Annotated in this window: 11 protein-coding genes; 6 read left to right on the plus strand and 5 right to left on the minus strand. The window is 60.2% G+C overall.

Annotated features, from left to right (window positions below):
- Positions 1-1233 precede the first annotated feature (1233 nt).
- Positions 1234-2172 carry an aspartate/glutamate racemase family protein gene (locus ARTSIC4J27_RS19835; protein ID WP_050056886.1) on the minus strand — a complete coding sequence of 313 codons (939 nt, stop codon included), beginning with the start codon at positions 2170-2172 and terminating at the stop codon, positions 1234-1236.
- Positions 2173-2471: 299 nt separating this feature from the next.
- Between ARTSIC4J27_RS19835 and ARTSIC4J27_RS22610 the strand changes: the two genes are divergently transcribed.
- On the plus strand, positions 2472-2660 hold the full coding sequence (locus ARTSIC4J27_RS22610) for a hypothetical protein (RefSeq protein WP_152683921.1): 189 nt from the start codon (positions 2472-2474) through the stop codon (positions 2658-2660).
- Between the two features lie 1565 nt (positions 2661-4225).
- Here ARTSIC4J27_RS22610 and ARTSIC4J27_RS19840 read toward each other — a convergent pair.
- Positions 4226-5407: an LLM class flavin-dependent oxidoreductase gene (locus tag ARTSIC4J27_RS19840; protein ID WP_083435540.1), complete on the minus strand. Its 1182-nt coding sequence runs from the start codon at positions 5405-5407 to the stop codon at positions 4226-4228.
- Entirely contained in the window at positions 5407-7275 is a 1869-nt protein-coding gene (locus tag ARTSIC4J27_RS19845; protein ID WP_050056888.1) for a flavin-containing monooxygenase, read from the minus strand. The genes ARTSIC4J27_RS19840 and ARTSIC4J27_RS19845 overlap by 1 nt, the downstream gene beginning before the upstream one ends.
- A 258-nt stretch (positions 7276-7533) precedes the next feature.
- Between ARTSIC4J27_RS19845 and ARTSIC4J27_RS19850 the strand changes: the two genes are divergently transcribed.
- The 3 genes from ARTSIC4J27_RS19850 (at position 7534) to ARTSIC4J27_RS19860 (ending at position 10020) form a co-directional block, all read left to right on the plus strand.
- Positions 7534-8121 (plus strand): QsdR family transcriptional regulator, encoded by a 588-nt coding sequence (locus ARTSIC4J27_RS19850; RefSeq protein WP_050056889.1) that lies wholly within the window; start codon positions 7534-7536, stop codon positions 8119-8121.
- A 232-nt stretch (positions 8122-8353) separates the two neighbouring features.
- Positions 8354-9556 carry an acetyl-CoA C-acyltransferase gene (locus tag ARTSIC4J27_RS19855; RefSeq protein ID WP_050056890.1) on the plus strand — a complete coding sequence of 401 codons (1203 nt, stop codon included), beginning with the start codon at positions 8354-8356 and terminating at the stop codon, positions 9554-9556.
- A complete protein-coding gene (locus ARTSIC4J27_RS19860) occupies positions 9553-10020 on the plus strand; it encodes a MaoC family dehydratase (RefSeq protein WP_050056891.1) in 468 nt (155 codons plus the stop codon). Before ARTSIC4J27_RS19855 ends, ARTSIC4J27_RS19860 begins: the two co-directional genes overlap by 4 nt.
- A 52-nt stretch (positions 10021-10072) precedes the next feature.
- On the opposite strand, the gene ARTSIC4J27_RS19865 is transcribed toward ARTSIC4J27_RS19860, so the two are convergent.
- Entirely contained in the window at positions 10073-10267 is a 195-nt protein-coding gene (locus ARTSIC4J27_RS19865) for a hypothetical protein (protein WP_050056892.1), read from the minus strand.
- A gap of 157 nt (positions 10268-10424) precedes the next feature.
- Here ARTSIC4J27_RS19865 and ARTSIC4J27_RS19870 point away from each other — a divergent pair, with 157 nt between their 5' ends.
- A complete protein-coding gene (locus tag ARTSIC4J27_RS19870) occupies positions 10425-11156 on the plus strand; it encodes an SDR family oxidoreductase (protein WP_050056893.1) in 732 nt (243 codons plus the stop codon).
- Between the two features lie 197 nt (positions 11157-11353).
- Here ARTSIC4J27_RS19870 and ARTSIC4J27_RS22615 read toward each other — a convergent pair whose 3' ends face one another.
- Positions 11354-11542, minus strand: a complete 189-nt coding sequence (locus ARTSIC4J27_RS22615; protein ID WP_152683922.1) for a hypothetical protein — start codon at positions 11540-11542, stop codon at positions 11354-11356.
- A gap of 911 nt (positions 11543-12453) precedes the next feature.
- Between ARTSIC4J27_RS22615 and ARTSIC4J27_RS19880 the strand changes: the two genes are divergently transcribed.
- Positions 12454-14010 carry a Re/Si-specific NAD(P)(+) transhydrogenase subunit alpha gene (locus ARTSIC4J27_RS19880; protein WP_050056895.1) on the plus strand — a complete coding sequence of 519 codons (1557 nt, stop codon included), beginning with the start codon at positions 12454-12456 and terminating at the stop codon, positions 14008-14010.
- Positions 14011-14018 lie beyond the last annotated feature (8 nt).

Raw genomic sequence — 14018 nt, forward strand, 5'->3', positions numbered from 1 at the left:
AAGGCATCGCCCCTGCTAAGCAGCGCTGCGCCTACAAAGGTCGGAAGAAGACCTTGACGCCAGAGCGGGCGGCCGAGCTCATCCAGCATGCCCGCAACGGTGTGGCGAAAGCCGCTCTTACTCTTGATGACGGGACCAGTGCGGAGACGGTTTGCCAGTACCTGCGACACACCGACCTAAAGTGAACCGCTACCCTGCCGGCGCCGCCGTCATGCCGCGGCCGATGTGGCCTTGACGGACGGTGAGTTACCGGCCGTGGAAATCACCGGGAGAGTGCACCCAATAGGATGCTTCCCAGAACCATCCAGCACGACAATCCATAACTCCTCCATTAGTGCGATAAGTGATTGTAAATACATATGCGTGGTCGGCGCTGAGCTATCAGCGCGTGTATCCTCAGACCCGCTATTAGGAGGCCTAGCTGGAACCACCAATCGCGCCCGAACGGAGCAGCTTCCCCACCCGGGCCTCATCGGGCAGACACCCTTCCGATTGATCACCCCACGAGGTTCCGTCCTTGACCGTTCGCCAATTGTGCGCAGTGCTCATGGAGTTTGGGATAGATCCCGCTCCTTCGCTCCGCGCTGCCGACACCTGCCCCTTGATGTTCTCGAGGTTCCGGACGGCAAATTCGCTGGAACCAGGAGTTGGTGTTCCAGGAACACTTCGCCTCACGAACATCTGAACAGCCCCAGATATGGCTGGAGGCCCCAGGCGGTACCTATCAGGGTTTTGGAGAATTCGGGTTGGCTCTGATCGCCGCACCGACCCTGCGGCATTTCCGCGATTTAGGTACCCCGTTTAGGTAAGGAGTCGGGCGTTACGTCGCGTTTGACCTCGGTACACTCTGGACCGGATGCGAATTCAGGCTACCGCAGACGAAAATCGCGTCAATATGGAGACCTCTCCTACGCTTCGGGTGAAGAGGCGTTCGAGGACATGTGAGACAGCAAGAGCAAAGCCGAGACGATCTTCTGCATCATCAATCTCGTTGCCTACGCGTTGTCGGCGCAGCTCCAAGAAGAGCATTCGGTGTTCCCGAGGATTTTTGGATAGTTGCTACAACGATCCGATCTCCGTGGGCTTCCTACGGCCAAATGCGGTGCATCGACCGGTCGCAGCAACGGCCGGACTCAGCCTCGAGCTCTTACTTCAGCGAATCGACTGTACACAAGCGCCTTCGCCCGAACGTCGAGGAGTCGAGGGGAAGCTCTTTCGTTCGAGGCTCAGTCGCTAGACAGTCATGGCGCGCCGGGAACCGGCTGGCGTGTACGCATTGGCGACTGACTGGCCTGACTGCCGAACCTGCGGTATTCCGATTCCCCGCACGGCTAAATCCTCGAGTACCTCATCCGGAGTGCTCCGATAAGGACTGACGACTGCTTCCGACTTCGCCATTCCCACACTGCGTTGTAGGTCGACCAACGATTCTGCCATCTTAATCATTGCAGGCAACGGCGTTATTACCGGCACCCCGGTACCAGCCACCTCGTTGTACCCAGCTTTGGACAAAGCTGTTCCATAGGGCATGCAACCGCAAATCACGACGTCTGCACCATCGCGTACGCACTGCAGAGCTTTCGCCTCGAACACCTCGATCAACCGCTCTGGTCGGCCTTTGTACGCCTCGATAAGGAGGGGTCCCAGGGGAGCCGTGAGCGGACGCACTGGCCTGCTAATTGCGCGATGTTCCCAGCCGAGAAGTCGCAGGTTTTGCTCCACCGCGTTATGACCATAAACGGGTCCCTGAGCAAATATGTCTTCAGTAGCTAGAGTCACGACGCCGAACCTGGCGCCGACGAGTTGTGCCATTATCATCGCTGATTCCGCTGGCCCGACGACCGGTATCTTAACCGCTTGACGCGCCTCTTGCAGGTAGAACTCGCCGTAGCAGACACCCGGAAACGCAGCGTCAAAACCATCCTGCTCGGCCTGCTTGACTCGTTCCAAGATCTCAACGGTCATCAGCGCCCTGTTGTAGCGCATGTACCCAGGAAAGTGTTTCCCGACTGCCTCAGTCGGGAAATCCATCACAATCTTCGTTGTCGGCCGCGCGATGCTGTGAGCAAATTCGAGCATGTTGTCCAAGATGAGCTCTTTATCCTCGCCCGAGCTCCCACCGCCGGTCTGCTCGAAGGTCGAGTCGTACTGCCAGAGGATTTTTGTTTCCATGTATTGAATCTCCAATGAGAACTAATGGGCGGCTATCTGCCTTGAGGTTAGGATACGAAACCAAAGTCTGTCTAGACCCGGGATTAGATTCGAGACCAATATTGCCGAATCTGTGCCACATATCCGCCACAAGCTTCACCGCGTAGAATAGGAATCACCCCTTCAGGGTCATTGGATGACGCAGATCGTCTGCACTTTGACAGTTCGATCCCGGCGGACGGCTCGGTGTTGTTCGAACTGGACGAGGACCAGGCGCGTGGCCGAAAATCACCGTCCTAGCGAATTGCAAGGTTGAAGGCGTGGCCATCACACAAATGAACTCCTACGTGAACGACACGCATGAGGTGCGGCGATGTGAGCTTGTGCGCGAAGAGGTGGGCGACGGCCCTTTGTCTATATCGAGTGAGGTCTCCCCCATCGTGCATGAGCATGCGCGCGCTTCGACGACCGAAAGCGAACGTGCGGGCAATGGCCAATGGCGCGTTTAGCGAGCCTAACGGGCTAGCCCTGGACATGACAGTCAGTCCGCCGTCCTACTCCCATGCGGGACCAAAGTAGGACGACGGTTCGCCGAAGACGTTACGCCAGGCGTGCCGAGTCCCCCGCTGCACAAGTCAACAGCCAAGGTTCAACACCGCACGCCGGCCCTCGTCGAGTTCGAGCACAACTTCACCCTCGGGCGACAAAATGTGATCAATGGATGGGGTCGCGTGGAAGTATGTATCCACACAGTCTGCTCATGCGTATCCGCGATCCCGAGCTGATCTCCAGGCGTGTCGCCCTCCTCGCTGGTCCATTCGCTGAGTGACGAATCAGGCGGAAGCTTAAATACCGCAAGGTGCGTGGTTCCCTGGGAAGTAAGGCTCGAATACCCTACTCGACTGGCTCGGAGCGGTAATCGCAGGCTCTGCCGGGCCCGTTGAGCAGATACCACCGCCAGCGATTCTGTCGGAAATCCAGCGCCCGCCCGGTATCGAGTGTCAACGCGACTTTCCTGCAACACGCCACCCCCCCCCCAGCGGGCAGGGCCCCTAAAGCATCGTTTGGCTCGCTCGATGGCTTCAGCGTCGTTACCCAGTTTGGATGGACGATCAGACTCGTTGTTCGGTACGGCCTTGTGCGGCTTGGTACGACGGCAGTTCCTCCGGCATTTCCGCATCACGCGGTCCCACCCCGGAACACGCACTCGCTGACGCCCAGCAAGACTCCGGGCCAACTTCATCCTGTGAGGTGTAGTAGTCGTATCGTGCAATACTCGTCGTCGTAGCGGCACTCGGCGAGCATGCGTTGCCCGTCGATCGCAACTTCACCATGCCCCATCTGGATTCCGAGCGCGGTGGCTCGCACCGGGCATCAGGTCCACAAGATGCTGATGAACACTGTGAGCGGTCAGAGAGTACGTGTTCATTATTTGTCCGAAAACGCGCGCAACGCTCTACGACCTGACTACACAGCTCCAGCTCGCAGAAAACGACGTCATCCGCAAAAAAGACTCACGCCGTCCCGGCTTGATTAGGATCTCCCTTGTGCCTGAGCACCGATGTACGTGGCCTGGTTGCCGGGAACGTGGCGCCACTTGTGACCCTGGTCCTGCAGCTTCCAGTTGAACCTCGATCGATTCGGGCAGCTGACGTGGGTGAACGAATTCTTCGATCAGCACCCGGGGCCGCCCTTCGCTTGCCACAAAGCTTCGCGCCTTCGCACGGATCTTATCGGCGCGATCGTTTCCGGTGCTCTGGATGCCCATGATGGCTTCTCGAAGCCATCATGGGCATCCAGAGTAGCCCTGTGCTGGTCTCCTACGCTCTCCTACGCCTGAGTAGCCCCGCCGCTACTCTCACCCTGGATGGGGTTGCCGTGGGAGGCCATCATACGAGTGACGGTGGGCTTCGGTGAGATTCCGTGTTCCATGACGGGAACCGTAATGGTCTCGAGAACCTGGGCCTGGCCTGTGGTCGGTCGGCGATGAGGCAGGCGAGCTCACCTGGGCAGTATCGGTTCGCCGGTCATCGGTTCTCGATGCGATCGGCGCGTACCACTGTGGAAATCAGGTTCAGACTGCCGTTGACTCGGAGATGATTTCCGGGACAGAGGGCCGGCGGTATGTTTTGCCGTGCTTGGCAAGCTCTGCTTCGAAGGCGGGGATCGTGTCAGTGCGGAAAAGCTCAAGGTCGGTAACGTAATCGAACAAGTTCAGGCAGACCCCATCAATCTTGTTCGTCGCCGCCCAGTTCGCCAACTGTGTTCCGGCATCCTCAGCGCTGGCAATGATCGCGTCACCGAGGAGGAACTCATACACGTCTTCACGGGTCGCCATGCGGTTCTCGGCAGTCTCGGCAGACTCAGCGCCGCTGGCCACCAGCATGTTACGCAGCGTCCCACGGTCTGCCTGATCGATGATCTGCCGTGCGCGCTCCTGGGCCTCGGCCGTCGTCTGACCGACAATCACGGCCTTGGCCCCGATGAAGCCGCAGTCACTGCCGACCTCCGCCCGGATCTTGCGGAACTTCTCGGCGTTATCCCCGTAGCTGAAGATATAGTTTGCACGCTCGGCGGAGAACCGCATCCCGGTATAGGACTGGCCTGCGTTCACAATCAAAGGCGAAACCTGCATCGGTCGCGGACGGCCGGAGGCCTTATTGATCTTGAAGTACTCGCCATCCAGCGTTGCCTCACCGTCACGCCACAGCGCCTCGACAACGTCCAGCCATTCCCGGGTGTAGGCGTAACGATGCTTGCGGTCCAGCAGCTCAACCCCCATCGAAGCGAACTCCTGCACACCCCAGCCACTGACCACGTTGACACCCCAACGGCCGCGTCCGATATGGTCCAGCCCCACACCGAACTTGGCAGCCACCACCGGATTGAGCAGGTTGGTGTGCATCGTGGTGAGAAGCGTGATCTTCGTTGTTGCCGCCAACAGTGCAGCTGACAAGGTGATCGCGTCCAGGCTGGCACCCCGCCACACAATCTCATCACCAGGCAGCCCCGCCCAACGCGACGGAGGCAACGCGAAGCTCATGCCCATCTCCTCGGCCGCCAACACGGTCGCCAGATTCTGCTGGTACGTCCACTCGGTCGCATTCGGCGCCAACGTGGGCCACTCGCTAAAGGACTGATTCGGCAGGAAGATCCCCAGCATCACCGAGCCCTCATCGGCCGGTAATGCCCGCTCGAAACAATGTTCAAGATCGGAGCGGTTAGCCGGATCTGCACTGTCAGGGTAATACCGCATTAGATGCCTCTCTGTGGTTGAACGGACGCGAGGACGCTGCCGCGCGAATCAGACGAAGACGTGGTCAAGATCAGGTCCTCACGGAACTTCTCCCCGGCGCGCCACGCATCGATCTGTTTGCGGAACCCAAGCGTGCCGCCCGGGTATCCGGCCGCGATCGCCGGAACAATGTTGCCGCTGGTATTGCCCTCGTTGTTGTAATAGCTGGGCGTGCACTCCTGCACGGATTTCGCGATCGGCGCACCACTCAGACGTAACTCCGCCATGTGGGCGTCCCACGCCAGTTCCGCCTCGCGCTTGACTTCCATCGACGTGACACCCGAATCAACCAACGTCGTGATCAGCTCCACCACATGGCTGGCCTGAATATGCATCCGGAACGGAATGTTGAACGTCGGCGCTGACTGGCGGCTGTTACCGACCATGAACATGTTCGGGAAGCCATGGGTATACAAACCATGGAGCGAGTAGTACTCGTTACGACCCAATTTCTCATCCAGAGTGATCCCGCCCCGCCCGATCACGTTGTAGCGACCCGACTGCGACGGCGACGTCGCGAACGACTCAAAACCAGTCGCATAGACGATGCAATCCACCTCATACGCGACACCATCAAAATGAATGGCATTCTCAGAGATCCGGTCAGGCCCGCGGCCATCGGTATCGACCAGGGTGACATTGGGCTGGTTGAACGCCTGCAGATACTCATCACTGAAACAAGGCCGCTTACAGAACCGCCCGTAATACGGCATGAGACCAGCAGCGGTCTCGGGATCCTCCACGATCTCCGCGATGCGATGGCGAATGCGTTCCATCTGCTGGAAGTCCAATGCTTCCATCGCCTCGACAACCTCGTCCGGGGACATGGACGAAGCATCCGGGCGCCCCCAAACCTCTTTCCACTGGTCATCAATCAGGTTACGGTCCGGACTCTTGCCCTCCAACACCAGGTCAAAGTTCATCTGGCGGTCCTCCTGCCACCCCTTGGGCAAACTCGACCACCACTGCGGATCCGTCGGACGATTCCCCCGCGCATCAAGAATCGACGGGGTCCGCTGGACCAACACCATTTCCTTAGCATCAGCCGCAACCCGGGGCACCACCTGAATCGCAGTAGCCCCGGTGCCAATCACCGCAACCCGCTTATCAGCCAGCCCCGTCATACCCCCGAGATTACTGCCGCCCGTGTACTCATAATCCCAACGACTGGTATGGAACGAATGCCCCTTGAAAGTCTCAATCCCCGGAATACCCGGCAGCTTAGGACGGCTGAACATCACCCCGGAAGCCAACACCACAAACCGCGCACTGATCTGATCCCCACGATCAGTGGCCACCTGCCACAGCGCACTGTCCTCATCCCAGCGCATCTCCGTCATCCGGGTCTGGAACAACGCATCCTTATACAAATCAAAGTGGTGCCCCATCTTGCGGGCATACCCGAAAATCTCATCAGTACGCGCGTACCGCTCCGTAGGCATATAACCAAGATCTTCAAGAAGCGGAAAGTAAATCGAGGACTCAATGTCACACCGGGCACCTGGATAACGGTTCCAGTACCACACACCACCAAAGTCACCCGCGTCCTCAATGATCGCAAGTTCCATATCACCCGCCTTGCGCAGCAACGCACCCGTGGTCAAACCACCAAAGCCGCCACCCAAGATCAACACATCCACCTCACGCCGAACCGCTTCCCGCTCCACACGAGGAGTGAACGGATCACGCAAATACTCCGAAGCAGTGTCAAGCTTCACATACTGCGCAGTGCCTTCCGCACGAAGCCGCTTGTCCCGCTCTTCCCGATACTTCTCGCGAAGCGAATCACGCTCTTCCTCCGGCACAAAGCCCTCATTCTCCGAATTCATACAGAACCTCCGGTCCCTGTCGATTTTCCGTAGGGCAAACCCAACACCCTCGCCACGAATGCGACACGAACTCCAACGTCCGCACCGCCAAGCTTCGTGGAATCTTATTCATAGACTAATGGTATCGTATCCAAGCCTCAAGGAACATGTATCGGAAACACTTCATGAGCACGAGCTGTACCGCGATTGATACTACTCACACGGCTGTAGCGCCATTGCCTCGCCGACGAAAGGCCGCGCGATAGATAGGATGGCCGTATGGCGTCCGAAGCAATTAAAGAGCGAAGGCGCTCGTCTTCCGCGGAGCAGGCCTTTCGTCTGGCGCGAAAAAGCTTCATCGCAGGCGAGCGCATCGACATGCGACACCTGGCGGCTCAGCTTGAGGTCGACCGTACAACATTGTTCCGCTGGGTCGGCAACCGGGATCAGCTGCTGACGGACATCCTCACCTCACTTGCGTCGTCCACGTTCCGTGACATTCAGGAGGCTGTTGACGAGGTGGGGGCCGAACGTATTGTCCGGGCTGCAGAGTTGTACGCAGAGATTCTTATCTCGTCGGAGTATTACCGTACGTTTCTCAACCGCGACCCGGAGCGCGCCCTCAGGCTCATCAGCACAAAAGTCAGCCCTCTTCAGCGCCAGATAGTGACTTTCTTCGAGCAGATTCTGAATGAAGAAGAAGCCGCCGATCGGTTTACGCACTCACTTCCGACGCCCGACCTCGCGTATGTGATCGTGCGGGTGATGGAGTCCTTCCTGTACTCCGATCTCATTATCGGAGAGCAGCCCGATGCGGGAAAGGTCCGCTCAGCTGTCTCGGCGGTGCTGGGCTGCCTTCAGGATTAATCGCCCGCGCTTCGGTGGTGCCCGCTCCGCACCGGCCTCGCGGGCCCAAAATCCCCCTGATGGCTATGTCCGAGCAAGGCTGATGCCAGCGTCCATGCTCTATGCTTCCGGTCACAATCACGGTCAAAATCCTTGGGGCCATGTAATAATTTCGGTGCAACGTATCATCATTCGTTGCAAATGCATCCTCTAATCCCCCGTCGTCTCCAGCCGAACAGAAGGAAGGCGCAGCATGAGACAAGCAGTAATCGTCAGCACAGCACGAACACCGATAGGCAAAGCTTACCGAGGCGCGTTCAACGACACATCAGCACAGGAGCTGGCCGGACATGCCATCCGCGAAGCCGTGGCACGCGCACAGATTGACGGTGCTGAGGTCGAAGATGTCGTCCTGGGAAGCGCCATGCAAGAGGGCACAACCTCGATGAACATTGGAAGGCAAGCAGCACTCCGCGCCGGCCTTCCCGTGACGGTCGCCGGCATGAGCATCGATCGACAGTGTGCCTCAGGGCTTATGGCGATCGCCACAGCAGCGAAGCAGATCGTTGTAGACGGCATGCAAATCGCCGTCGGCGGTGGCGTCGAGTCGATTTCACTGGTGCAGAACGACAAGCAGAACTTCTACCGAGCACACGATGAGTGGCTGAGCGAGCACGTACCCGGCATCTACTTGCCAATGCTGCACACCGCCGAAATAGTCGCAGAACGCTATGGCGTCAGCCGGGAGGCCCAGGATGCCTTCGCGCTGATGTCACAAGAACGCACAGCAGCAGCTCAGGCAGCCGGTCGATTCGACGAGGAGATCGTCCCCTTCACCACAACGAAAATTGTGGTGGACAAAGCGACGGGTGCTGAGCAACGCGTCTCAGTACTTCTGGAAAAGGATGAGGGAAACCGTCCCGGCACAACCGTGGAGGCGCTCTCCAACCTCACGCCCGTGCTATCGGATGGAACGGCATCGGCCGTTTCAAGCGTGACCGCCGGAAATTCCAGTCAGCTTTCTGATGGGGCATCTGCTGCCGTGCTGATGGAGGCGGCCGAAGCCGAGCGCCGGGGGCTCACACCACTGGGCCTTTATAGGGGAATGGCAGTCGCCGGATGCGGTCCCGAGGAGATGGGTATCGGGCCCGTGCCGGCAGTCAAAAGACTCTTGGAACGCCATTCGCTCAAAATCGATGACATCGGCCTTTGGGAGCTGAACGAGGCCTTCGCATCACAGGCCCTTTACTGCCGCGACGAGCTCGGCATTGACCCTGAACTTCTCAACGTCAATGGAGGTGCGATCTCTTTCGGACATCCGTACGGAATGTCAGGTGCGCGGATGGTCGGGCACGCACTCCTGGAGGGACGGCGCCGCGGGGCGCGGCTAGTCGTTATCACAATGTGTGTCGGTGGCGGCATGGGAGCAGCGGGGCTGTTCGAGGTTGTGCCGTGACGGTGGTGGGACGGCGGAGCTTTGCGTCCATTGATTGGATCAGCCGAGCCGTCGGAGAACACCTTGGGTTCTCCCCCTGGACGACCATCACGCAGCAGCGAATTAATGATTTTGCCGAGGCGACCGGAGATCATCAGTGGATCCACGTCGATCCAGACCGCGCGGCTGCCAGTCCTTTCGGGTCTACAATCGCCCACGGATACCTGACGTTGTCACTCGTATCAACGTTCATTGAACAGGTGGTTGATTTTGGTGAATCGACAACCCGGATCAACTACGGGGCAGAGCGAACCCGCTTTCCCGCGCCTGTGCCGGTCGGTTCCCGTCTTCGCGGGGGCGTCGAAATCACTGCCCTGGATCCGACCACTCAGGGGCACCGCCTTCAGGTCCGCGTTACGGTGGAGATCGAAGGGCAAGACAAGCCTGCCTGCGTCACCGATATGGTGATCCTTCTCCTCCCCTAACCCAGGCTGGGATCAACAGCCCCAGCAGAGCGTCAGCCGAAGATTTGTCGTCCTATGGGACCTCGGTTTGCTCCACGCCGACAAGCCGCGCGCAGCCCAGGATAAGAGTGAAAGCGCCTTCAGGGAAAGTGGCCGCAGCCAGCGCCGACTGCGCGAAGACATGTAAGGCCTCGCGGCGTTCCTTCGGTTGGACGCCCGACCTGTCGTGGTGCAGGGGCGGCTCCTGGTCATTGAACAGCCAGTTCACGGCTGGAACACATCCTCGCTGGTAATCCAGACTTCCTATCTCGTGAGTGTTCCAATCGTGCTCGTGAGTATTACAATCGCGCGCGAAGTTGCGCGTCCTTCCAGATTGATGCAACTGTTAGAGAAATGATGCAACCCCATCCAACGAGGAGAGAAACGTGACCCTTTCGTACGATTTTCGAGGTAGAACAGCCGTCGTTACTGGAGCCGCTCGCGGCATCGGGTATGAAATCGCCCGACTTTTCACTGAGGGTGGCGCCACCGTATACATTGCGGACTTCGACCCTGAGGAGACCGTTAGTGCCGCTGAACGCCTCGGCGCGCGTCCCCTCATCGTTGACGTTTCCTCCCCCTCGGTAGGTGAAGTTATCGACCAGGTTGTCGATGAGGCCGGCTCCCTCGACATTTTGGTCAACAACGCTGGGATCCTTCGTGACGGGGTGCTCTGGAAGATGACCGATGCAGACTGGCAGAGTGTGCTGGATGTGCACCTCACGGGCACTTTCCGACTCACACGCGCGGCCGTTACGCCGATGCGCGCACAGGGCTTCGGACGGATAGTGAACGTGACTTCCTATTCTGGCATGCACGGCAACTTTGGGCAGGCCAACTATGCCGCAGCGAAAGCAGGCATTATCGGGTTCACTAAGACGGCTGCGAAGGAGCTCGCCAACTTCGGGATAACAGTCAACGCGATCTCGCCCAACGCGCAGACAAGGATGATTTCATCCATTCCCGATGCGAAGCTCGCGGAACTCACCGCGCTTATCCCAGTCCGCCGCTTCGCGGAGCCACACGAGATCGCCTCCGGAGTGGGTTTCCTCGCTTCAGACGAAGCCGCTTACATTACTGGAGTCGTGCTGCCGATCGACGGTGGCGTATCCATGTAGTTACCTCAGGTGACACTCACTGCCGGCCCCGGCCCCGTCACCAAGTGCGTAAGCGACTGCTCAACCATTCGACCGCCGTGTCGCTAGGGGCGGGGGATGGCGTCAGCGCTTATCGATGGCTCCCTCAAGGTCGCCGCCAGCGGCGTGCTTGATGGTCGGCGCCGTCGTGAGTGTGCCGAAGTTAGCCCAGGCGCTAGTCACTGGCTCAGCCATTGGCGCTGGTCAGTGACGGGGTGGGTGGTGCTGGGTCTGTGGCCTCTTCCGTTGCCGGTGTTGACGATGGAGCAGGTCCTCGTGGTGAAGCGCTGGTGCACCGCTGCCGCTCCAAGGCCCTTGTCGACCTCGTCGGCGCCAAGGACCTTGGCGAGGGTGACGGCGCGTTCCATTTTTGCCGGACCTTTCCCGGTGCCCGCGGCAGCGGCTTCCTTATGCCAGAGGGCTGTCCCGGCGCCGAGGCCAAGAACTCTTCCTCTGCCTTGTTCGTCGGGCGGATCACCCGCTCCAAGGCCCCTGCAGAGGCCGGCGGGAAAATGGGTCTCGATGATCGCGGAGGTGCCGGGGCGGCCTCCACCTCGGGGATGCTGGAGCGGAGCGTGCCTTTGGCGAGGCCGGCGAGGACCTCCGGATCGCCTTCACCGTTAACGAGGGCCTCGAGCATAGCCCGGAAAGAAACGCCGGTGAGATCCGAGACCACCGAGGAGAACTTGATCTCGGAGCCTCCCAGGAATTTCTCCACGCGCTGGATCTCCGTGGTCCGGTGGCAGATAGCAATTGCCCGGGCCCCGGTCAGGTCCCGGGGTTTCCGGATCGGTTCCGGCTGAACGAACGAGGCCCGAAGCAACCCGTGTGCGCCAGCTGGGCAAGCCGGGCCGTGTCAGAGACCCGGTTTTGCGACCCGGTATGTTTATTGCGGCCTTGGCGTTGACCAGCACCACCGGCAGCGCTTCGTCTAGGAGCTAGAAGAAGGGCTCCCCACGATTCCGGGCACATGGTGTCTTGGACGATGACGCGTGCACCGCGTGGACACATCCTGACATCAGAGCTGGGCCGCCTGGTCGCACAACATTCTTCCGCAGCGCCCGAAGCAACCCAGACAACCGCACCGCCAAATGCTTTCTGAATACGATACCATTGCTGGGTGCAATGCGATGATCATCGATAACTTCCCTTCGGCGCGCACTCTAGGTGGGGAATCTGTCCTGGGACACGGGCTTTGATTCCAGGCCAACCCTCCGGGACGTTGACAGCGTCGGCTGAGGCATCAGCATTTCCCGGACATTAATTGGAGAGAGAAATAGTGACACGTATTGGAATTGTGGCCGAGTTGGGCCATGAGACGAGGGTGGCGGCGACGCCCGTCACCGTGAGGCAGTTGCTGGGGTTGGGCTACGAGGTGGTGGTCGAGAAGGGTGCGGGTGAATCGGCATCCTTCCGTGACGAGGGTTACGCCGAAGCGGGCGCCCTGATTGTGGGGGCCGATGAGGCTTGGGGCAGCGACGTGGTGCTGCGGATCAACCCTCCCACGCAGGAGGAGATTGACCGCCTGGCCGAGGGTGCCACGCTGATCGGGTCGTTGAGCCCGGGGTTGCGGCCTGAGCTGGTGGAGGCGCTGGCGGCGCGTCCGATCACGGCGTTGGCGTTGGATGCGGTGCCGCGGATCTCGCGGGCGCAGTCGATGGACGTTCTCAGTTCGATGGCGAACATTGCCGGGTACCGGGCCGTGATCGAGGCCGCTCACGAGTTCGGCCGGTTTTTCACTGGCCAGGTGACCGCCGCGGGCAAGGTCCCGCCCGCCAAGGTCCTCGTCGCGGGCGCCGGTGTTGCCGGGTTGGCCGCGATCGGTGCGGCGTCGAGTCTGGGCGCGATTGTCCGGGCGACGGACCCGCGCCCGGAGGTCGCTGACCAGGTGAAATCCATCGGCGGGACCTACCTCAAGGTTGAGGTCGCCGAGGAGATGAAGTCCACGGACGGATACGCGAAGGCCACATCCGAGGCGTATAACGCCAGGGCTGCGGAAATTTACTCGGAGCAGGCAGCGGATGTGGACATCATCATCACCACTGCCCTGATCCCGGGGCGTCCGGCACCGAAGCTGCTCACCGCCGAGGACGTGGCAAGCATGAAGGCCGGCAGCGTGATCGTGGACATGGCAGCGGGCCAGGGCGGAAACGTCGAGGGCTCCGTCGCCGGCGAGCGGATCGTGACGGACAACGGGGTGGTGATCCTGGGCTACACGGATCTTCCGGCCCGGCTCCCGGCCCAGGCGTCGCAGCTGTACGGGACCAATATGGTGAACCTGCTCAAGCTCCTGACCCCGGACAAGGACGGGGTCCTGCGGATCGATTTCGACGACGTGGTGCAGCGGTCCGTGACCGTGGTGCGGGAGGGTGAGAAGACCTGGCCGCCGCCCCCGGTCCAGGTCTCCGCCGCACCGGCAGTGAAGACCGACGCCGGAACGGCCGCCGAAAGTTCGGCGCCCAAGAAGAAACAGGGCCTCAGCACGGCCGGCAAGGCAGGGCTCTTCGCCGCGGGCATCGCGGCGCTGTTCGGGATCAACGCGGTCGCACCTGCGCCGCTGCCGCAGCACTTCACCGTCCTGATGCTCTCGATTGTGGTCGGGTTCTATGTGATCGGGAAAGTCCACCACGCCCTGCACACGCCCCTGATGTCCGTGACCAACGCGATCTCCGGAATCATCGTCGTCGGGGCCCTGCTGCAGGTCACCTCCGACAACATCGTCATGCAGGTGCTCGCCGCCGTCGCCGTGCTGCTGGCCAGCATCAACATTTTCGGCGGCTTCGCCGTCACCCGGCGCATGCTCGCGATGTTCTCGGCCGGGAAGGCACGTTCATGAGCGCCATC

The sequence above is a fragment of the Pseudarthrobacter siccitolerans genome (assembly GCF_001046895.1).
Lineage (GTDB): Bacteria > Actinomycetota > Actinomycetes > Actinomycetales > Micrococcaceae > Arthrobacter > Arthrobacter siccitolerans.

What these genes read in the sequence shown, in the direction of transcription:
- ARTSIC4J27_RS19835 (WP_050056886.1), bottom strand. Translation starts at nt 2,172, where the DNA reads ATGGAAACAAAAATCCTCTGGCAGTACGACTCGACCTTCGAGCAGACC.
- ARTSIC4J27_RS19850 (WP_050056889.1), top strand. Translation starts at nt 7,534, where the DNA reads ATGGCGTCCGAAGCAATTAAAGAGCGAAGGCGCTCGTCTTCCGCGGAG.
- ARTSIC4J27_RS22615 (WP_152683922.1), bottom strand. Translation starts at nt 11,542, where the DNA reads ATGGAACGCGCCGTCACCCTCGCCAAGGTCCTTGGCGCCGACGAGGTC.
- ARTSIC4J27_RS19855 (WP_050056890.1), top strand. Translation starts at nt 8,354, where the DNA reads ATGAGACAAGCAGTAATCGTCAGCACAGCACGAACACCGATAGGCAAA.
- ARTSIC4J27_RS19840 (WP_083435540.1), bottom strand. Translation starts at nt 5,407, where the DNA reads ATGCGGTATTACCCTGACAGTGCAGATCCGGCTAACCGCTCCGATCTT.
- ARTSIC4J27_RS19845 (WP_050056888.1), bottom strand. Translation starts at nt 7,275, where the DNA reads ATGAATTCGGAGAATGAGGGCTTTGTGCCGGAGGAAGAGCGTGATTCG.